Here is an 18701-nt window from a genome sequence, read left to right as displayed (position 1 = left end):
GTCCTGCGAGGAAAGTCCCCTTCAGCATCCACAAAGGACGGTCACTGCGCGCCGGGCGGCGGCTTCTGCTCCTGCGAAGGCTGCTGCTGCGCCGGTGTCGGCGTCGGCGTCGGCTGTTGCTGCGACGTCGACGGCGGTGCCGACGTGGTCGGCGGCGCGCTGCTGGTGGACGGCGGCGGCGAGGACGGCGTCGTGCTCGGCGGCAGGCTCGGCGTCGACGTGGGCGGCGCCTGCCTCGACTCGCTGGGCGGCGGCGCCTGGTCGCCGGTGGTCGGGACGTCCTTGTGGTCGTCCCGGCTCTGGCCGGTGCTCCCGCCGAAGATGCCGCTTATCCCGTTCGTGCCCCCGATCGGCTTCCCCGTGGTCTTCTCGAAACCGAACAACAGCAGGATCGCCGCCACGAACGCGACGACGCTCGTGCCGATGATCAACGGCCAGCGCAGTTTCCGGAGCTTGCCGGTCGCGTCCTCGGGCGGACCGTCCAGCTCCGGCCTCGGCAACTTGACCGTCGGCTGGTTCGCCAGGTCGATCTGCGTCACCGGGCCCCCGTCGCGCCCGACGGGCTTGATCTTGCCCGACGTCGCCAGCACCTCGCGTGCCTTCCGCGCGGCCCTGGTCGTGCTGTGCAGCGAACGCAGGTAGATCTCGCTGCCGACCGTCGTCACCACACTCGCGAGCGCGGCGCCGAGCACCGTTCCCGCCACACCGAGCGTGGACCCCAGCAGTGCCGCGGTGATCGCCGCGAGCGCCGCCGCGAGCACCTGCGGGACACGCAGGCCCGACTTCTCTTCCTTTTTCTCCGCGGTTTGTTCGTTCTCCTTGCTCATGATCCCGATCTGTCCGACGTCTTCTACGACTCCCAACGAATAAGGCGTCCGGAGCTATCCAACCGTTGGCGCGGCGTGAGGAACGCCACGTTTAGAGTCCACAGTGGACGGTTTCAGGAGTCGTGCGCGAGCGGCCGCACGTGGGTCGGCGGTCCTTCCACGCCACAGTGGAAACATTCGCCGGGGTGCGGACATTCATCGGCTGGATGCTCTTCGGGCGGAGTACCCAGAACGCCGTTGTGAATGCCGAGCGCGATCAATCCGCCGACCGCGGCGAGCACCGCGCAGATCACCAGCGACGTCCGCCAGCCCGCGGTGAGCGCCGCCGGATCGGTGTACGACGCGCCGGTCAGTCCCGCCGCCGCGGGCAGCACCGCGACCGCGAGAAGACCACCCGAGCGGGCGATGGCGTTGTTGACGCCGGAGGCGACGCCCGCGAACCGGTCGGGCGCCGCGGCGAGCACGGTCGCGGTCACCGGGGCGACCACGACCGACAGCCCGAACCCGAACACGCAGACCGCGGGCAGCACCGAGCCGAGATAGGACGCGCCGGGGCCGACGCGCGTCAGCAACAGCATCCCGGCGGCGATGAGCAACGGCCCGGCGACGAGCTGGGTGCGCGGGCCGATGCGCTGGGCGAGCGCGCCCGACCGGCCCGAGAGCACGAGCATGATCAGCGTGATGGGCAGCCCGGCGAGCCCCGCCGCCGTCGGCGAGTAGCCGAGCGAGACCTGCAGCTGCATGACCATCAGCATCATGACCCCGCCGAGCGCCGCGTAGACGACGAACGTCAGCGCGTTGGCCAGGGTGAACGTCCGGTCGCGGAACAGCGCGGGCGGCACCAGCGGGTCCGCCGAGCGGTGCTGGACGACGACGAAGGCACCGAGTCCCAGCACACCGACGACCGCGGCGACCAGCACGAGCGGGTCGCCGATTCCACGTCCCGGCGCTTCGACGAGCGCGCCGGTGATCCCGGCGAGCCCGATGGCGCCGAGCGCGGCGGCGCCGAAGTCCGGATGCCCGCTGCTCTGCTGGTCACAGGACTCGGGGACGAACCTGCGGGCCATCAGCACGACCACGACGGCCAGCGGGAGGTTGATCAGGAACGCCAGCCGCCACGACCACAGCTGCACGAGGAGCCCGCCGAGCAGTGGCCCGACCGCGGCCGCGATCCCGCCGAGCCCGGACCACGCGCCGATCGCGCGGGCCCGGTCGTCGTGGGCGAACGACGCCTGCAGGATCGCCAGCGAGCCCGGCGTCAGGAGCGCACCGCCGATGCCCTGGAGGATCCGCATGGCGACGAGCATTTCGGTGGACACCGCGGCCGCGCACAGCCCGGACGCGACACCGAACCAGATCACGCCCGCGACGTACATCCGGCGCCTGCCGTACCGGTCGCCGAGCGATCCCGCGACGAGGATCAGCGCGGCGAGCGCGAGCATGTAGCCGTCGAGGATCCACTGCAGACCCGCGACCGAGGCGTGCAGCTCTTCACCCATCCGGGGCAACGCGACGTTGACGATCGTGCCGTCGAGCATCGCCATGCCGGAGCCGAGGATGGTCGTGGCCAGCACCCCGCGCGCGGCCGAGGTGCCCCACCGGATCCCGGCGTCCGCGGTCGCCGTCACCGTGCCGTTCCGCCCAGTAGTCGCATGGGATCACCGTGGCCCGCGTCCCCGGGGAACGCAAGACGCGGCCCCGGGACGGCGGCGGCGTGCTCAGGGCAGCAGGGTCGTAACGAACTTGTAGCGGTCGCCGCGGTAGGTGGCGCGGGCGAATTCGACCGGTTTGCCGTCGGTCGCGAAGGAATGCCGGGTCAGCAGCAGCACCGGCATGCCGACGTCGGCGCCGAGCATCTCGGCTTCGCGCGGCCCGGCGAGCGACGTCTCGATGGTCTCCTCGGCGCGTTCGAGTTCGACGCCGTAATGCTCGTGCAGCGTGGCGTAGAGCGAGCCGCCGGCGGACATGTGCTTCTTCAGCCCGCGGAATCGGCCGAGCGGCAGGTGCGTGGTCTCGAGCGCCATGGGCTGGGAGTCGGCCAGGCGCAACCGGCTGAGGCGAAGGATTTTCGCGCCCGCCCGGATTCCGAGCAGTTTCGCCAGATCGCCCTCGGCGGACAACTCCTCGAGATCGAGCAGTTTGGACGACGGTTTGAGGCCCTGCTTGCGCATGTCCTCGGTGTAGGAAGACAACTGGAGGCGCTGGGCGAGTTTCGGCTCGGCCGCGAAGGTGCCCTTTCCTTGAACACGGTGCAAGCGGCCTTCCGCGGTCAGATCGGCCAGCGCCTGCCGGACCGTCGTGCGGGACACCGTGAACTCGCCGGCGAGCGCGCGTTCGGTGGGAATGGGCGAACCGGGCGGCAACGCGTCGAGCAGGTCGAGAAGATGCTGCTTCAATGCCCAGTATTTGGGCTCCCGCTGGCCGCGAATCGTGCTCACCGAGCCTGCCTCACCCGTGGTGGTTGTCTCCAACATGACCGAACTCCCTCTCGCCTTCCCGCTCTAACGCGCCACGCTCCCTGTAGGAAACGTACCCTTCTCCACAAACGGCCCGCCCGGCTAGCATTGGTCTAGACCTGACCGACGCCGCCAGCGCTTCGGGACAGCACGTCCCGGTGGAGAGGAAAGTGATGACCGAACAACGTCCCGGCGAGCACATGGCCGCGGAAATCGCCCAGCAACCGGCAGTTCTCGCCGGGCTGGTCGAGCGTCAGGCCGAAATCGCCGAGGTGGCGGAAAAAATCTCACAGCGGCCCCCACGATTCGCCCTCCTCGCCGCGCGTGGTTCGAGTGATCACGCTGCGTTGTACGCGAAATACCTGATCGAGGTACTCCTCGGTCTCCCCGCCGGCCTGGTGTCGCCGTCCACAGCCACGCTCTACGGCGCCCGTCCCGACCTGCGGGACGTGCTCTTCGTCACGGTCAGCCAGAGCGGTGGCTCCCCGGACCTGATCGAGGTCACCGAAACCGCGCGCAGCCAGGGCGCGCTGACCGTGTCCGTCACCAACACCCCCGAATCGCCGCTGCGGGCGGCGTCCGAACTGGGTGTCGACATCGGCGCGGGGGTCGAGAAGGCCGTCGCCGCGACCAAAACGTACTCCGCGACGCTGCTCGCGCTGTACCTGCTCATCGACGCGGTCCGCGGCGGCAAGGCGGCCGACGCCGCGAAGCTGGGCGAGCTGGCGCAGCAGACGCTCGACGGCGCGGACGCCGGTGTCCAGCGCGCGGTCGACCGCTACCGCTTCGTCGACCGGGTCCTCACCACCGGCCGCGGCTATTCCTACGCCTCCGCGCTGGAGGGCTCGCTGAAGCTGGCCGAGACGAGCTACCTCGCCGCCCGCGCGTACAGCGGCGCGGACCTGCTGCACGGCCCGGTCGCGGCCGTCGACGGCGAGACCGCGGTGCTCGCGGTGACCAGCAACGGGCACGGCGGTCAGGCCATGCGCGAGGTACTGGACGCGGTCGGCAAGCGGGGCGCTGACGTACTGGCCGTCGGCTCGGCGGCCGAGGACGTCCCCGCGGCACTGCGCATCGGCGTCGCGCCCACGGTCGAGGAGCTGGCGCCGATCCTGGAGATCCTGCCGATCCAGCGGATCGCGCTCGGCCTTTCGCTCGCGCGCGGCGGTGACCCGGACAGCCCGCGCGGGCTGCTCAAGGTGACCAAGACCCGGTGAGTTACACAATCGGCGTGGACGCCGGTGGCACCTCGACCCGTGCTGTCGTGGTCGATGCCACCGGCGTCGTGCTGGGCCGGGGCCGCGGCGAGGGCGCCAACCCCAACGCACACGAGCCCGCCGTCGCCGCCGGGCGCATCGCGGACACGATCGTCGCGGCGCTCGGCGATCTCGATCCCGCGGGCGTACGCGCGTGCGTGGCCGGCATGGCCGGGGTGAGCAAACTGTCCGATCCGTCCGTGGCGGCGGTTTTCGACGCCGCGTGGGAACGGATCGGGCTGGGCGGCCTCGTGCGGACCGTGAGCGACGCGGAGGTGGCGTTCGCGTCGGCAACGTCCTCACCGGACGGAACGGTCCTCGTCGCGGGCACCGGCTCGATCGCCGGGCGGATCCGGGACCACCGGCTCGCCGGCACGGCTGGCGGGTACGGCTGGCTGCTCGGTGACGAGGGATCGGCGTTCTGGCTCGGCAGGGAGGCCGTGCGCTCCACTTTGGAGGCACTCGGCAGGGGCCTGCCGCTCGGCGGGCTCGCCTCGGCGGTGCTCGCCGAGGCACTGGCACTGTCCGCTGTGGACATTGTGACCGACAGCGACCGGATCGCGGCTTCCCGTGCTCTCATCACGAAGGCGAACGCCGACGCGCCGATCCGGCTCGCGCGTTTCGCTCCGCTCGTGAGCGCGGCGGACGCCGCCGGGGACCCCGCGGCGAAGCGGATCACCTCGTCCGCGGCCGATCTCCTCGTGGCGAACGCTCTCGCGACACGCGAACCCGGCGAGTCGTCACCCGTTGTGCTGGTCGGCAGCGTCCTGTCCGCCGAAGGACCAGTCGGCACACTGGTACGGGCCCGCTTGACCGGTTGCGAGGTGCTGACCAGCTCCGACGGTGTCCTCGGCGCGGCGTGGCTTGCCGCTCTGGCCGCCTTCAAGGGCGACGCGGTCCGCCCTTCGGAACAATAAAAATCGGCAAAAGGTGGCACAACGAGTCGAAAACATCGACGCGAGCCGGGTTGTCCGGGTACCGTAGGAACCGGCCCCCGGACCCTCCCCCCTCGCCGGGGGCCGCCTTATGCGTTGGGTACGTCGCCCGGCGGGTCATCCGGTACAGCGCGCAAGCCCGGATGACCCGTCGGCAACGTCCGGAAGAGCACCCAGCCGCTCACCGCGACGGTCAGTGCCACCAGCGGCCAGGAAAGCACCGTGCGGGCCACGCCCAGCGCGACGACCTGGCCGGACCACCACAGCCCGCCGTACACCAGCACGCGCAGGGTGTACTGGCCGAACACCCAGACCCAGCTCGCCCGCGAGTAGGCACGCAGCAGCGCGGGATCGCGGCGCCAGCGGGTCTTCTGTCCCGTCACCAAGCCGACCACGACACCGAGCAGCGGCCAGCGGACGACGATGCTCGCCGCCCACGCGAGCGCGCTGGCCACATTGGACAGCAGTTGGATGAGGAAGAAGTCCTCGGCACGGCCGGTGTGCAGCGCGATCAGCGCGGCGATCACCACGGCGGCCACGCTCACCACCAGCGCGCGGGCCTTGCCGCCACGGGCGACGCGGAACACGGCGAGCGCGGCGGCCACCGCGATGGCCGCGCCCGCTCCCCACGCGATCGAACGGCCGGAGGCGAGCCAGCCGACGACGAACGCGACCGGCGGGATACTCGCGTCGATGGCACCCTGGCGGCCGCCGAGTACCTGCGCGAGCGACTCGCGGCGCACGGATTCGTCGGTCACGCTCTCCAGCCTGCCCGAAGCGGGTGAGCACCCTCGGCACGGGGAGACCTACACCACATGTGTAGCGCATGGCCCGGTAGGGCGATTTACGTCACGAGCTGTGAAATCGACGTAATGGAGATGCGGGGACATCCGGCAAGATAAGAGACTGTGACTGCCGGTTGAACCCGACGGGCTCAGGGGGACTGCGCCCGAAGGTTAGTTGGGGTGTACAACTATATGTCGGGGGCGGCGCGACGGACGGGAAGGGGACCCAGCGTGTTTGACAGTTATGTGGCGATCGGCGACAGCTTCACCGAAGGCCTGAACGATGAGCTGCCCGATGGCGCCTTTCGCGGGTGGGCCGACCGGCTGGCCGAGATCCTCGCAGGTGGGCGGGCCGGTTTCCAGTACGCGAACCTCGCGCTGCGCGGCAAGATGATGGACGAGATCCTCACCGAGCAGCTCCCGATCGCCCTCGAGCTGAAGCCCGATCTGGTCACGGTGTGTGCCGGCGGCAACGACATCATCGTGCCCGGCGCCGACGTCGACGCGGTGGCCGCCCGCTTCGAGGCCGGGATCGCCTCGCTGCGCGAGGCCGGGATCCCGGTGGTCATCTTCAACGGCCCGGACACCAAGTCGCTGTCGGTCATGCACGTGCTGCGGAGCAAGGTCGGCCTCTACAACGCCCATCTGTGGGCGATCGCCGACCGGCACGGCGCGAAGATGGTCGACCTGTGGGGCATGGAGCCGCTGCACGACCGTCGCGCGTGGAGCGGCGACCGGCTGCACTTCACGCCCGAGGCGCACCGGCGGATCGCGCTGCGCACCGCCGAGGTACTCGATGTCCCCGTCGAGGGCGACTGGCGCGAGCCGTGGCCGGAGACCGGCGAGCCCCACACGTGGATCACCTCGCGCCGCTCCGATCTGGAGTGGACGAAGGTGCACCTGCTGCCGTGGATACGACGTCAGCTCAAGGGCGAGTCGATGGGCGACGGCCTGTCCCCCAAGCGGCCTCAGCTGGCTCCGCTGGCCCCCGTCGAGCTCCCTGTCGAACTGCCCGGCAACGCCGCCGCCAGCTGACCCGAACGCCGAACTCGGCCTCCCGAAGGTGGGACTCGCCGCCGCCGCGAGTCCCACGTTCGCGGGCCCGAGTTCCACGTTGGCGGGGCAGAGTTCCCCGTTCGCGGGGTGGCGCTGAGTCGCCAAGTCGGGCCGCCCGGCTTACAGTCCCCTTATGCCCGGCGCACGCAGCTGGATCCGGCTGATTCCGATCGCGCTGCTGGTCACTGCCCTGCTGGCGGGGATCGTGACCTGGCTGCGTTCGGGTGCCATCGAGTCGGATCTGACCGCGCGCTCGCAGACCGCGCTGGCCGCGGCCGGGCTGCCCTCGGGCACCGTGAGCTTCTCCGGGCGGGACGCGACACTGAGCGGATTCCCGCCGGAGCAGGCGACCCGGGCGCTCGACGTCGTCCAGGCCGTGGACGGGGTGGGGGCGGCCGGGATCTCCGGCGACGTCCGGCCCGCGGGGCCGCCGCCGGGAAGCGCTTCCCCGCCGCCACCCGAGGCCTCGCCGTCGCAGGAACCGCCGAGCACGCCACCGAGTTCCGCCGCGCCGCCCACCGGCAAGGCCGGGCTGCAGGCCGAGATCGACCGCGTACTGGCCACCACGCCCATCACCTTCACCCCGGACAGCGCCCGCCTGACCGCCCAGGGCACCCAAGCCGTCCGTGAGGTGGCGAAGGTGCTCGCGAAGGCTCCGGACGGCTTCCAGTTCCGCGTCGGCGGGCACGCCGCCCGCGGCCCCGGCGGGGAGCGTGCCGCGCTCCGGCTCTCGCAGGACCGCGCCCGGACGGTCGCGAAACTGTTGCAGGCCAACGGTGTTCCGCAGGAGCGGGTCACCGCGCAGGGCTACGGCGACACCCTGCCCGCCGCCGGCGGCAACGACCGCAGGGCCGAGATCACGGTCGAACAGGGGTGATGGCGATGTTCTGGCTCTTCGCACAGATCTGGCTCTGGCTGCTCCTCGCGTTCCTCCTCGGGGCGCTCGTGACGTGGCTGCTGATGCGTGCCGCGCAGCGCCGCGAGGCCCCTGCCGAGGCCGCGTACGCCGAACCGGAGCCGGAACCGGACCACGAGGGTCACGAAGGGCACGAGATCTACGAGGCCCGCGAACCGGCCCCGCACGCAGCGGAGGAAACCCAGTACATCCCGCAGGCGGCCTACGCCGAGGAGGACCAGGGCCACCTCGAGGACGACCACCACTACCCGCACGACGAGTACTCGCACGACGAACCGCATTACCTGAACGAGGAACCGGACGTTCCCGAACCCGAGGGACATCGCGAAGGCCAGCTCCCCGCGCCGGCACCGCCGCACGCCCAGCACGGGCAGGAGGAACCCGCCTGGCCCGCCGCCGACGACTGGCCGTCGGAGCCCCAGGACGGGCCCGCCCCGGACGGCCCGCCGCCCCGCTCCCACCAACCGGGGCGCAGGAGCTGACACCCACCTGGTAAGTTCGGCTACGCACTGTGAGCGGGAGCCGAGCACGTTCTTCGATCGGGAGCCCCGAGGCGACGAAGGAGGCTGTCGATGGCGCTCCCGCGCTGGACGGCGGAGAACCTGCTGCCACCCGGCCGCCATCACGCCGACCTCGCCGACGTCTACGAGCGGCTGGTCTTCGACGCGCCGCACCAGAACGAGCGCGAGATCCTGTTCAGCGCGTTGAACAGTTATCTGGGCGTGGCCAGGCGGATCATCCCGTCCGGACGGGCGTGGATCAGCGGCGCGTTCGTCACGCGGACCCCGCATCCGCCGCACGGTCTCGACGTCGTGCTGATCCCGGACGAATGGGGTGCGCTGAAGCGCCTCGACGACGCCGGCCGGTCCGCGCTGTACGGCCTGCTGACGCTGCGAGGGGTGTTCGTCGGGCAGCCCGCGATGTACCTCGATCAGGTTCAACCGGTCGGGGGGATGCTGGACGGCTTCCTGTGCCGCCCCGGCGACGAGGACGTCTGGGCCGAGGTCTGGGCCGAAGGCGGCAAGGGATATCCGGAGATGGTCTGGTGAGGAACGAATTCCGCCGCGTCGCGGACGAGATCCCCGGCGGCACCTGGCTCGACGACCTCGCGCGCGCGTCGGCGATGGCCGCGAACGCCAAGTTCGAGCGGACCTGCCGCTCGCCGCTGCTGCACGTGTCGGTCATCGGCGAGACGCACATCGACGCGTACACGTTCTCCGACATCAGCCGGGCGCTGCAGGACGCGACCGCGAAGATCGGGCACATCATCCGCAACCCGTCGAACGAGGTCACGATCGTCCAGCAGGCCGACCGGGACAAGGCGCCGCTCATCCAGCGTGGTCAGGCGGGCAACGCGATCTTCTTCGGCTTCCCCGAACTGGAGGATCAGGCCGACGCGCTCATCCACGACGGGATCGAGACGCTGTCGGAGCGCGCGGTCAAGGAGCTGTGCGACTTCCTGCCCGCCAACGGTTCCGACGACGGCGCGCTCGACGCCGTCCTGCTCCAGCGCGACACCGTCCGCAACGCGGTGAGCGACGTCGTCAACGCGGTCAGCAAGCACGCCGGGATCGGGATGGCGCTGACGCCGACCTCCGGCGAGCAGGTGACCCGCAGCATGACCACCGAACAGGCCAGGATCCTGCAGGGCAGCCTGCGCGAGTCCCGCGAGGCCGTCGGCTACGAGACGGTCAGCGGGCGGCTCGACGGCGTCCGCACGCGGCGGCGGATCTTCTATCTCGAGCGCGAGTCCGGCGGCACGATCCAGGGCGCGGTGGCCGAGGACCTGCTCGACCAGATCAAGGAGAACCTGGACCGTCCGGTCACCGCGCGGCTGCGGGTCGTGCGCACCACGACCATCGACGGCCGCCGCGGGCGTCCGGTGCACGAGCTGCTCGAGATCACGCCCGAAGTGAGCCTGTTCGACCACTGAGGCGGCGAGGGCTTACCTTCGCGCCAGCCAGCCCACGCTGCCGATCGGGTGCGGGTGCCCCGCAAGACACTGAGGATTCTCCTCCGCACCGGCCGGCGTGCGGTCGATTACCGAGCGTCACGGGCTGGGCCGCACGGCCCATTTCACGTTCCCGCGAACGCCCGTGCGCATTGCGAATTCCGTCGGCACCCGGCGATGCGGAAAAAACGGACCGATCCAGCGGGCCGACTTGTCCGAAAGACCCATCTCCATTGGCATTTGCTGGGAAATCCGATAATTCCTGCATTGACCATCGTTAGCACTGGTCAACGAATGACGGGACACTCGCGGTGAAGGTGAGACAATGACGTTTTCCAGTATGTAACGATTTCGTTCGGTGCCACACTTTTGGGTTAACGTCGGCCCTCTCCGAGCCGAAGGGCAGTGCAAATGATCACCGAGCCGCCGTACCCGCGCTCGACCGCGCGACACGGCCGAGGAGAGGATCCGATCGCCGCCACTCAGCGACGCAGAGCGAGCAAGGTGAAACCGCGCCGGAACGTGCTCGGCGTCATCGGTCTCGTCTGCGGCGTGGCCGCGCTGGGGGTGGCTTTCCTTCCGGTCGTCGACCTGGCGGCCTGGCCGCTGTCCGCGGGCGGCCTGGTGCTCTCGATCGTCGGCGTCGTCCAAGCGCGCCGCGGCACGGTGGGCGACCGGGGCGTGGCCGTCACCGGCGTGGTCGTCGGCGTGGTCGCGATCCTCGCGACGGCGGGCTGGCTCGTGTACCGGGCCTTCTTCAGCGGCGGCACCGAGGCGGGCTTGCACATGCCCGCGGTGAACGGCGACAAGCACGTCGTCGGTTTCGTCGTGACCGCCAACGGCGGGGCGAACGTGCGGTACGGCAGCCTCAACACGCAGCGGACCGAGACCGCCCCGTCGAGCACCGACGCGTGGCGGCAGCAGGCGTCCTACAACTCGGGCGCGTACCTGCTGACGCTGACCGCGGACTCGCCGAACGGCAGCGTCAACAACCAGATCAGCTGCTCGATCACAGTGGACGGCAAGAAGGTCGCCGAGAACACCGGCACGACGATCGCGCTGTGCACGGCCAACGTCGGCTGAAACGGCCCGGGAAAGGGCTTTCGCGAGGGAGCCCTCCGCACGAAACCATGGTGCCTGGCGCCCGGCCGGTTCACCCCCCGCCGGTCCCCGGCCGGGCCGCCTGAGCCGTCCCGAGACGGCCCCTGGTCGAACCCGGCTAGGGGTTGCGGGTTCGACGCGCCCACTTCACAGACCGCCCCTCCCCTAGGGCTCAGCGGGCACTGGCCGGACCCTACGCGGATCTCGGCCTCCGTCACTAAGAATCCACTAAGGGTGCGCACTTGGGCACCCCCTGACAGGTCATTTCCCGCTCGATGACACACCATTCCGGGGCCGAAAGGACACATTCGCGTGCCCGGACGGGCAACTCGCGTGTCCGGACGGAGATCTCGCGTGTTCAGGCGGAGAACTCGCGTGTTCAGTCCGGTCCGGTGAGTTCGACACGGACAGTGCCGGTCAGTTTCGGATTCGTCCGCTCGTAGATGCGCAGTGCCGTCGCGAACTCCTCGCGCGCTGCCTCGGCCTCGCCCCTGGTCCGCAGCACCCGGCCGAGCGTCAGGCGCAGCACGCCCTCCTGCAGGTCGAACCCGCAGCGTACGGCGAGCTCGATGGCCTCCCTGGCGTACCGCTCGGCGTCGTCGAACACACCGATCCGGAGGTTGAGTTCGGCGAGCCGGTTCAGCGACACGACCGCGTAGCAGTCGTCGCCCAGCTCCCGGTCGATCGCCAGCGCCTCGAGCTGGTGTGCGATCGCGTCCACGTATCGCCCGGCCCGCTTCTCGGCCACCGCGCAGTCGTTCAGCACCTGTCCGAGCAGCTCGATGTCCTCGCCGCGTTCGGCCTCCGCCAGTGCCCGGCGCAGCCGTTCGATCGCCCGTTCGTGCTCGCCGGACAGGCTGATCAGGCCGCCGTAGTGGATACCGGCGGAGATCGACAGCCGGGAGTCGCCGAGTTTGGCGGCCAGTTCCACGGCTCGTTCGGCGTCGGCGAGGCCGCTGTGCGGCACCTCGAACGTCAGCGCGATCGCGGCCCGCGCGATGAGCATCCAGCACTGCCCCGCCAGGTTGTCCGCGCTCTCGGCCGCGCGCAGCCCGCAGTCCACCACCCGCGTCCACTCGTCGAGCAGGGGCGAGACGAGCCGGTAGCTGTGCGCGACCTGGGCCAGCCGCCAGGCCTGTTCGTACCGGCCCTCGACGTTCAGGGCGTTCAGCGTCGCCAGCACGTTCGGCCATTCCGCGGAGAACCACTCCGCGGCCTCGGCGAAGGACGACAGCGCGGGCAGCTCGACGTCGTCCAGTTCGCCGGAGAAGTCGAACGGGTCGATGATCCGCAGCATCCGGCGACGGGCGAGGTCGCCCGTGCGCAGGTAGAACCCCACCAGCCGGTCCAGTATCGCGGCCCGGCGCTCGGCCGGGAGTTCCGTTTCGGCCTGCTCACGCAGGTAGACGCGGACGAGGTCGTGCGACGCGAACACGTCGCGTTCGGTCTCGGCGATCAGGTTGTGCGCGGCGAGCGCCCGCAGCCGCCGGCGGGCCTCGGCCGCCGGCACCCGCGCGATCGCGCCCATCAGGTACGGGCCGGCCGCCGGCCCCGGTACCGCGCCGAGCTGGAGGAGCATCTCGGCGACCTCGGCGGGCAGGCTGCGGAAGGAGACGTCGAAGGCGGCACGCACTCCGCCGTCGGCGCCCTCGACCTGCAACGCGGCCAGCCGGGTGTGCTCGTCCCGGAGTTCCGCGACCAGGTCCTGCGCCGTCCACTCCGGACCCGCGGCGAGCCGGGCACCGGCGATCCGCAGGGCGAGCGGCAGGTAGCCGCAGAGCTTCGCCAGTTCGTGGTTGAGCGCGGCGGGCCCGGCCAATTCCTCGATGACCTGGACGGCGTCGGGCTCGGCGAGCGTCCCGAGCACCCGCAGCTTCGCCGCGTTCGACACCGCGAGCCCGTCCAGCCGCGAACGGCTCGTCACCACCGTCATCGACCCCGAACTCGGCGGCAGCAGCGGCCGCACCTGATCGGCCGAGCGCGCGTCGTCGAGCAGCACCAGCATCCGGCGCCGGGCGATCAGCGACCGGTAGAGCGCGACACGCTCGTGCACCCGCTCCGGGATCTGCGACGTCTTCACGCCGAGGCCGAGCAGGAACTGGGTGAGCAGTTCGGCGGGTTCGAGCGGCGCGTGCCGGGAGTCGAACCCGCGCAGCGAAGCGAACAGCACGCCGTCCGGGAAACGGTCGGCCACCCGGTGCGCCCACCAGACGACGAGCGCGCTCTTGCCGATCCCGGCCGTGCCCGAGACGACGGCGACGGTGCCGTCGCCCCGGCCGACCAGCCCGTCGAGCCACGCCAGATCGGCCTGTCGCCCCGGCAGGCTCGGCACCGCGGCGGGCAGCTGGGACGGGCCGGGCTCGGGATCCGGCTGGGCACCGCGGGTCCCGGCGGCTTCCGCGCGGGGCGGCAGATCGTCGTCGAGGATCCGCTCGTGCACCCAGCGCAGCTTGGCCTCGGGCTCGACGCCGAGCGAGTCCATGATCGCGCGGGAGACCGTCCGGTACAGCTCCAGCGCGTCGCCCCGGCGGCCCGCGTAGTACAGCGCGCGCATGAGCTGGCCCGCGGTGCGCTCGGCGAGCGGATTCGCCCGCACGATCGGGCTCAGCTCGGCGATCAGCTCCGCGTGGCGGCCCAGATCGAGGTCCGCGTCGACCCTGGCGCCGTGCACCGCGAGCCGCAGATCCTCCAGTTCCGGCGCGCGCAGCGAGTCGGGTACCCCGGACAGCGCGGGACCACGCCACAGGGCGAGCGCCTCGGCCAGCAGTGTCGCGGCGGCCTCCGGACGGGCGTGCGCGGCCCGGCCGAGCAGGGCACGCGCGTGGTGGACGTCGATCCGCATCGGATCGACCTTGAGCAGATAGCCGGGCGGGCTGGTGAGGATGCGGGCGCCGTCCTCGCCCTGGACGGTGCGCAGCACCCGCCGCAGATGCGAGACGTTGCCGTGCACGATGGTCCGCGCGGTCGCGGGCGGATCGTGGTCCCACAGCGCGTCGATGATTTCGTCGAGCCCGACGACCTTGTTGACGTTGAGCGCCAGGAGGGCGAGCAGACCGCGGACGCCGGGGCCGCCGATCGGCACCGTCCGATCACCGACGACGAGCTGGACCGGCCCGAGCAGCCGGAATCGTGCGGTCGATCCGATTTCGGCCATGCTCGCGCCCACCTCCCCGTATGGTTCCGGCGTCTCCCCCGCCAGAAATGTCAACTTACCGTGATCGGGGGCTGACACACATGGTTCTTCCGAGAAGAACACGCGGACAAGGGCGCCAATCGGGTGCTCCGTTCGCCGCAGGAACGGGGCCTTCTCATCGAATGCCGCACCGACGAGGTCGATTACGCCGGATGTCGTAATGCATTCGTACGTAACCACGGATATCGCATCGACAAAAAAGTCGGGCCCTGCACCATCAGTCCCGATCTGATGGTGCAGGGCCCGACTTGGAGCCGTCGGCTGGGCCGCCAGGGGGCACGGTCCACCCGACTGCCACCGTCCGGCCGTCCGGGCGGGCTCACCCCGAGCTTCAAGAACCCGGTCGGCTTTCGGCGACGTCGGTGCGCGGACCACTGCCCGCGCGGTGGCGACAAAGTAACAGGGCGCACAGACCCGGCTACAGCCGCCCCTCCGTGCCCGGGTCCCCCGCGGGGGTCAGCGGGTGAGCGGCGTCGAGTCCCGGCCCGCGATGAACGCCGGACGCGGCTGCGCGGCCGCGTACGGGTCGCCCAGCGCGTTCTCCACGCTGTTGAACACCAGGAAGATGTTCGACCGCGGATACGGGGTGATGTTGTTCGACGAGCCGTGCATGATGTTCGAGTCGAACCACAGCGCCGAACCCGCCTGGCCGGTGAACTGGTCGATGCCGTACTCGGCGGCCAGCTTGGTGATGTCGTCCTCGGCCGGGACACCGACGCGCTGGTCCTTGAGTGAGCTCTTGTAGTTGTCGTCGGGCGTCTCGCCGACGCACTGGACGAACGTGCGCTGCGAACCGGGCATGACCATCAGCCCGCCGTTGAACGGGTAGTTGTCGGTCAGCGCGATCGAGCAGCTGACCGCGCGCGGCGCGGGCATCCCGTCCTCCGCGTGCCAGGTCTCGAAGTCCGAGTGCCAGTAGAACCCGGTGCCCTTGAAGCCGGGCATGTAGTTGACCCGGCTCTGGTGGATGTAGACCTCGGAACCGAGGATCTGGCGCGCCCTGTCGAGCACCCGCGGGTCGCGCACGAGTTCGGCGATGAGCTCGCTGATCTCGTGCACGTCGAACACCGACCGCACCTCACCGGTCTTCTGCTCGGTGATCACCCGTTCGTCGCCGTGCAGATCCTCGGCGGAGGACAGCCGGACCAGCTCCTGCCAGTACGTCTGGACCTCGGCGGGCGAAAGCAGATCCTCGATGACCGTGTAGCCCTTGGTCTCGTGGTTGGCCAGCGTGGCCGCGTCGATCGGGCCATCGGCGTCGGTACCCCACACGGTGGGGTGCACGCGCGGCAGGTGCTCCGGCGTGCCGGTGATCCGCGTCGGGTAGGAATCTTCGACGCGGGTACCCATCAGTGTCACAGTGGTTCGCCTCCTGACGTTGTCGGACGGGTTCGGCTTACGACGCCTCTTCGGCCACCAGCGGGTACACGCCGTTCTCGTCGTGGACCTCGCGGCCGGTGACCGGCGGGTTGAACACGCACACGCACTTGATCTCGGTCTTGGGCCGGACCTGGTGCTTGTCGTGGTCGTCCAGCAGGTAGAGGGAGCCCGGCTTGAGCGGGTAGACCTTTCCGGTCGCCTTGTCCTCGATCTCCCCTTCGCCCGAAACGATGAACACGGCTTCGACGTGGTTGGCGTACCAGAAGTCGTTCACCGTCCCCGCGTAGAGCGTGGTCTCGTGCACCGAGAACCCGGCTCCCTCCTTGGCGAGGATGATCCGTTTGCTTCGCCAGTTCGGGGTCTTGATGTCGGACTCGGTGTCGGTGACCTCGTCCAGGGTGCGGACAAGCACAGGCGCTCCTTAACTCTTTTTCAGTACTGCGGCAACGGACTCGTCGATGATCGAGAGCCCCTGGGTCAGTTCTTCGTCGGACAGCGTCAGCGGCGGAAGCAGCTTCATCACCTCGCCATCCGGTCCGGACGTCTCCATCAGCAGACCGCGGTCGAACGCCGCGGCGCAGACCCGGCCGGCGAGGTCGCCGCTGGCGAACTCGAGACCGCGCGCGAGCCCGCGTCCCTTGGCCGTCAGCTCAGCCTCGGGGTAGGTCTCGACGATGCCCGAGAACGCGGCGCCGATGCGCTCACCCTTCGCCCGGGTGGATTTCTCCAGGTCGTCGTCGTTCCAGTATGTCCTGATCGCCTCGGTCGCGGTGACGAACGCGGGGCTGATGCCGCGGAAGGTGCCGTTGTGCTCACCCGGCTCCCACACGTCGAGTTCGGGCTTGATCAGGGTGAGCGCCATCGGCAGGCCGTAGCCGCTGATCGACTTCGACAGGCACACGATGTCCGGCTCGATGCCCGCGTCCTCGAAGCTGAAGAACGGTCCGGTGCGGCCGCAGCCCATCTGGACGTCGTCGACGATGAGCAGGATGTTGTGCCGGCGGCACAGCTCCTGCAGGCCCTGCAGCCACTCCATGCGCGCGGCGTTGATGCCGCCCTCGCCCTGCACGACCTCGACGATCACCGCGGCGGGTTCGTTGAGCCCGCTGCCGGAGTCCTCCAGGAGCTTCTCGAAGTACAGGAAGTCGGGCATGGCGCCGTCGAAGTACTTGTCGTACGGCATCGGGGTGGCGTGCACCAGCGGGATACCGGCGCCGCCGCGCTTCATCGAGTTGCCGGTGACCGACAGCGCGCCCAGCGTCATGCCGTGGAAGGCGTTGGTGAAGTTGATGACCGATTCCTTGCCGGTCACCTTGCGCGCCAGCTTGAGCGCGGCCTCGACGGCGTTCGCGCCACCGGGGCCGGGGAAGATGATCTTGTAGTCCAGTTCGCGCGGACCGAGGATCTTCTCCTGGAACGTCTGCAGGAAATCGCGCTTGGCCACGGTGAACATGTCCAGCGCGTGGACGACGCCGTCACGCTGGATGTAATCGAGCAGCGCCTGCTTCAGCACCGGGTTGTTGTGCCCGTAGTTGAGCGCACCGGCGCCCGCGAAGAAATCGAGGTACGCCTTGCCGCTCTCGTCGTGCAGCCAGCTGCCCTGCGCCCGGTCGAAGACGACCGGCCAGCCGCGGCTGTAGCTGCGAACTTCGGATTCGAGCTCTTCGAAGATGCTCATGACGTTTTCTTTTCTCCCTGTCGCGGGGAATTAACGTATTACTGACGATTAAGCGGTTGCAGCGGCCCGATGCGGTACAGGTCCTCGGGTGCGTGCACGTTCTCGTCGTCCGGAAAATCCTCGGCCTCGAACAGCCTGCTGGTTTCACACGAGGTGTTCCAGCGCTTCGCGAACGACGCGAACAGCCGGATGGAGGCCTCGTTGTCCGGCGTGATCGTGGTCTCCAGATAGCGCACCCCGCGCTCGACCAGCCGCGTGAACAGCTCGTCCAGCAGCGTCCCGGCCAGGCCTTTCCCGCGTTGCGACGCGTCGACGGCCACCTGCCAGACGAGCGCCGTCTCCGGCTCGTCGGGTCTGCGGTAGGCGATCACGAAACCAACGGGTTCGCCGCCTTCGGAGACCACAACCGAACTCTCCGCGAAATCGCGGCACCACAGCATGTACGCATACGGCGAGTTGAGATCAAGCTTTGCCGAATCGCGAGCGATTCGCCAGAGCGCGGCGCCATCGGCCTTGGTCGGGGATTCGATCAAGAGCTTTCCGGACATACTCATGAAACGTAACAGAGAATTTTCTTCCCGCCAGCGACGGCGGCTCCGGCAGCGCGCCTACCTGCGAGGACGGGAAAACTCGCGTGACTAGTCCCACATATGCGTTTGGGCGGGGCATGATCTGGGTACGACATGCGGCTGGGCCGCCCACCTGTCGTCAGCGGCCTCCAGTCCGGTCACTACTCGACGATGAACCGAAATGACTCGCTTCGCAAGGCGGACACGCATACTTTCCGTGCCTGACCCCTCATCGCGTGTTCCACCGGGCGCGTTACCGCGCCGCGCGCCGCAGCGGTTTCCCGGTCGCCGAATTCTTTGTTTCACCAGGCGATCCTCACCTTTCGCGGGCAGCCGATCGCGGTGCTTTGCGAGCAGGCCACGGGTACCTCGCCTTCACTCAGGATAACGAAGCGTGGTCACCGAACTTCGTAGCGCCACCGGCGAACCGGCGTCGCGTTCGAAGGTCCGTGAATGCCACATCGAGGGACTCTGATTCCCTCGATGTGGCATTCACGGACAAGCTCTCATCCCGCTATCCACAAGGCCATCCCGCTTGTGGACAACTAGTGCCCCCAGCGCCTCCGGACCCCCGGCTCTGTCGTGCTCCGGCGATACG

The 18701-nt window shown here is 69.7% G+C and carries 17 protein-coding genes; 8 read left to right on the top strand and 9 right to left on the bottom strand.

Features of this window, described 5'->3' with window-relative positions; genetic code table 11:
* Positions 1-41: 41 nt before the first annotated feature.
* From ACFWX1_RS22110 to ACFWX1_RS22100, 3 genes are all read right to left on the bottom strand, one after another.
* Positions 42-827, bottom strand: coding sequence for a hypothetical protein (locus ACFWX1_RS22110; protein WP_378390081.1), 786 nt, complete (start codon positions 825-827; stop codon positions 42-44).
* Positions 828-940: 113 nt separating this feature from the next.
* Positions 941-2455 (bottom strand): MFS transporter, encoded by a 1515-nt coding sequence (locus tag ACFWX1_RS22105; protein ID WP_378390080.1) that lies wholly within the window; start codon positions 2453-2455, stop codon positions 941-943.
* A 90-nt stretch (positions 2456-2545) separates the two neighbouring features.
* Positions 2546-3301 carry a GntR family transcriptional regulator gene (locus ACFWX1_RS22100; RefSeq protein ID WP_378390078.1) on the bottom strand — a complete coding sequence of 252 codons (756 nt, stop codon included), beginning with the start codon at positions 3299-3301 and terminating at the stop codon, positions 2546-2548.
* A 155-nt stretch (positions 3302-3456) separates the two neighbouring features.
* Here ACFWX1_RS22100 and ACFWX1_RS22095 point away from each other — a divergent pair, with 155 nt between their 5' ends.
* Positions 3457-4500 (top strand): SIS domain-containing protein, encoded by a 1044-nt coding sequence (locus tag ACFWX1_RS22095; protein WP_378390076.1) that lies wholly within the window; start codon positions 3457-3459, stop codon positions 4498-4500.
* Positions 4497-5456, top strand: a complete 960-nt coding sequence (locus ACFWX1_RS22090) for an N-acetylglucosamine kinase (RefSeq protein WP_378390075.1) — start codon at positions 4497-4499, stop codon at positions 5454-5456. Before ACFWX1_RS22095 ends, ACFWX1_RS22090 begins: the two co-directional genes overlap by 4 nt.
* 107 nt (positions 5457-5563) lie before the next feature.
* Here the strand turns inward: ACFWX1_RS22090 and ACFWX1_RS22085 are convergent, their stop codons facing one another.
* Positions 5564-6232, bottom strand: coding sequence for a DUF3159 domain-containing protein (locus ACFWX1_RS22085; protein ID WP_378390073.1), 669 nt, complete (start codon positions 6230-6232; stop codon positions 5564-5566).
* A 258-nt stretch (positions 6233-6490) separates the two neighbouring features.
* Here ACFWX1_RS22085 and ACFWX1_RS22080 point away from each other — a divergent pair, with 258 nt between their 5' ends.
* From ACFWX1_RS22080 to ACFWX1_RS22055, 6 genes are all read left to right on the top strand, one after another.
* Complete coding sequence (locus ACFWX1_RS22080; RefSeq protein ID WP_378390071.1) at positions 6491-7294, top strand: SGNH/GDSL hydrolase family protein; 804 nt, start codon at positions 6491-6493, stop codon at positions 7292-7294.
* 154 nt (positions 7295-7448) lie between these two features.
* Complete coding sequence (locus ACFWX1_RS22075; RefSeq protein ID WP_378390069.1) at positions 7449-8192, top strand: OmpA family protein; 744 nt, start codon at positions 7449-7451, stop codon at positions 8190-8192.
* Positions 8193-8197: 5 nt separating this feature from the next.
* Entirely contained in the window at positions 8198-8713 is a 516-nt protein-coding gene (locus tag ACFWX1_RS22070; protein WP_378390067.1) for a hypothetical protein, read from the top strand.
* A gap of 90 nt (positions 8714-8803) precedes the next feature.
* Positions 8804-9280, top strand: a complete 477-nt coding sequence (locus ACFWX1_RS22065) for a DUF6932 family protein (RefSeq protein ID WP_378390065.1) — start codon at positions 8804-8806, stop codon at positions 9278-9280.
* The gene (locus ACFWX1_RS22060; protein WP_378328840.1) at positions 9277-10164 is read left to right on the top strand and encodes a hypothetical protein; all 888 of its coding nucleotides are present in this window, start codon (positions 9277-9279) and stop codon (positions 10162-10164) included. The genes ACFWX1_RS22065 and ACFWX1_RS22060 overlap by 4 nt, the downstream gene beginning before the upstream one ends.
* Before the next feature lie 429 nt (positions 10165-10593).
* Positions 10594-11265, top strand: a complete 672-nt coding sequence (locus tag ACFWX1_RS22055) for a DUF4190 domain-containing protein (RefSeq protein WP_378390063.1) — start codon at positions 10594-10596, stop codon at positions 11263-11265.
* Positions 11266-11662: 397 nt separating this feature from the next.
* Here ACFWX1_RS22055 and ACFWX1_RS22050 read toward each other — a convergent pair whose 3' ends face one another.
* From ACFWX1_RS22050 to ectA, 5 genes are all read right to left on the bottom strand, one after another.
* The gene (locus ACFWX1_RS22050; protein ID WP_378390061.1) at positions 11663-14437 is read right to left on the bottom strand and encodes a BTAD domain-containing putative transcriptional regulator; all 2775 of its coding nucleotides are present in this window, start codon (positions 14435-14437) and stop codon (positions 11663-11665) included.
* Positions 14438-14932: 495 nt separating this feature from the next.
* Positions 14933-15835: an ectoine hydroxylase gene (gene thpD / locus ACFWX1_RS22045; protein WP_378390059.1), complete on the bottom strand. Its 903-nt coding sequence runs from the start codon at positions 15833-15835 to the stop codon at positions 14933-14935.
* Positions 15836-15872: 37 nt separating this feature from the next.
* Positions 15873-16268, bottom strand: coding sequence for an ectoine synthase (locus tag ACFWX1_RS22040; protein WP_378390057.1), 396 nt, complete (start codon positions 16266-16268; stop codon positions 15873-15875).
* 9 nt (positions 16269-16277) lie between these two features.
* Positions 16278-17534, bottom strand: a complete 1257-nt coding sequence (ectB, locus tag ACFWX1_RS22035) for a diaminobutyrate--2-oxoglutarate transaminase (protein WP_378390055.1) — start codon at positions 17532-17534, stop codon at positions 16278-16280.
* A gap of 38 nt (positions 17535-17572) precedes the next feature.
* Positions 17573-18082: a diaminobutyrate acetyltransferase gene (gene ectA, locus ACFWX1_RS22030; RefSeq protein WP_378390053.1), complete on the bottom strand. Its 510-nt coding sequence runs from the start codon at positions 18080-18082 to the stop codon at positions 17573-17575.
* Positions 18083-18701 lie beyond the last annotated feature (619 nt).

Origin of the sequence: Amycolatopsis sp. NPDC059021, from assembly GCF_042739895.1 — a bacterium.
In the GTDB taxonomy this organism is placed as follows: domain Bacteria; phylum Actinomycetota; class Actinomycetes; order Mycobacteriales; family Pseudonocardiaceae; genus Amycolatopsis.
Note: the sequence above shows the minus strand (reverse complement) of the source record. Positions and strands in the feature narration are given on the sequence as shown.

Coding starts and splice junctions, on each gene's coding strand:
- ectB (WP_378390055.1), bottom strand. CDS start 17,534: ATGAGCATCTTCGAAGAGCTCGAATCCGAAGTTCGCAGCTACAGCCGC.
- ACFWX1_RS22110 (WP_378390081.1), bottom strand. CDS start 827: ATGAGCAAGGAGAACGAACAAACCGCGGAGAAAAAGGAAGAGAAGTCG.
- ACFWX1_RS22070 (WP_378390067.1), top strand. CDS start 8,198: ATGTTCTGGCTCTTCGCACAGATCTGGCTCTGGCTGCTCCTCGCGTTC.
- ACFWX1_RS22065 (WP_378390065.1), top strand. CDS start 8,804: ATGGCGCTCCCGCGCTGGACGGCGGAGAACCTGCTGCCACCCGGCCGC.
- ACFWX1_RS22050 (WP_378390061.1), bottom strand. CDS start 14,437: ATGGCCGAAATCGGATCGACCGCACGATTCCGGCTGCTCGGGCCGGTC.
- ACFWX1_RS22095 (WP_378390076.1), top strand. CDS start 3,457: ATGACCGAACAACGTCCCGGCGAGCACATGGCCGCGGAAATCGCCCAG.
- ACFWX1_RS22100 (WP_378390078.1), bottom strand. CDS start 3,301: ATGTTGGAGACAACCACCACGGGTGAGGCAGGCTCGGTGAGCACGATT.
- ectA (WP_378390053.1), bottom strand. CDS start 18,082: ATGTCCGGAAAGCTCTTGATCGAATCCCCGACCAAGGCCGATGGCGCC.
- ACFWX1_RS22055 (WP_378390063.1), top strand. CDS start 10,594: ATGATCACCGAGCCGCCGTACCCGCGCTCGACCGCGCGACACGGCCGA.
- ACFWX1_RS22075 (WP_378390069.1), top strand. CDS start 7,449: ATGCCCGGCGCACGCAGCTGGATCCGGCTGATTCCGATCGCGCTGCTG.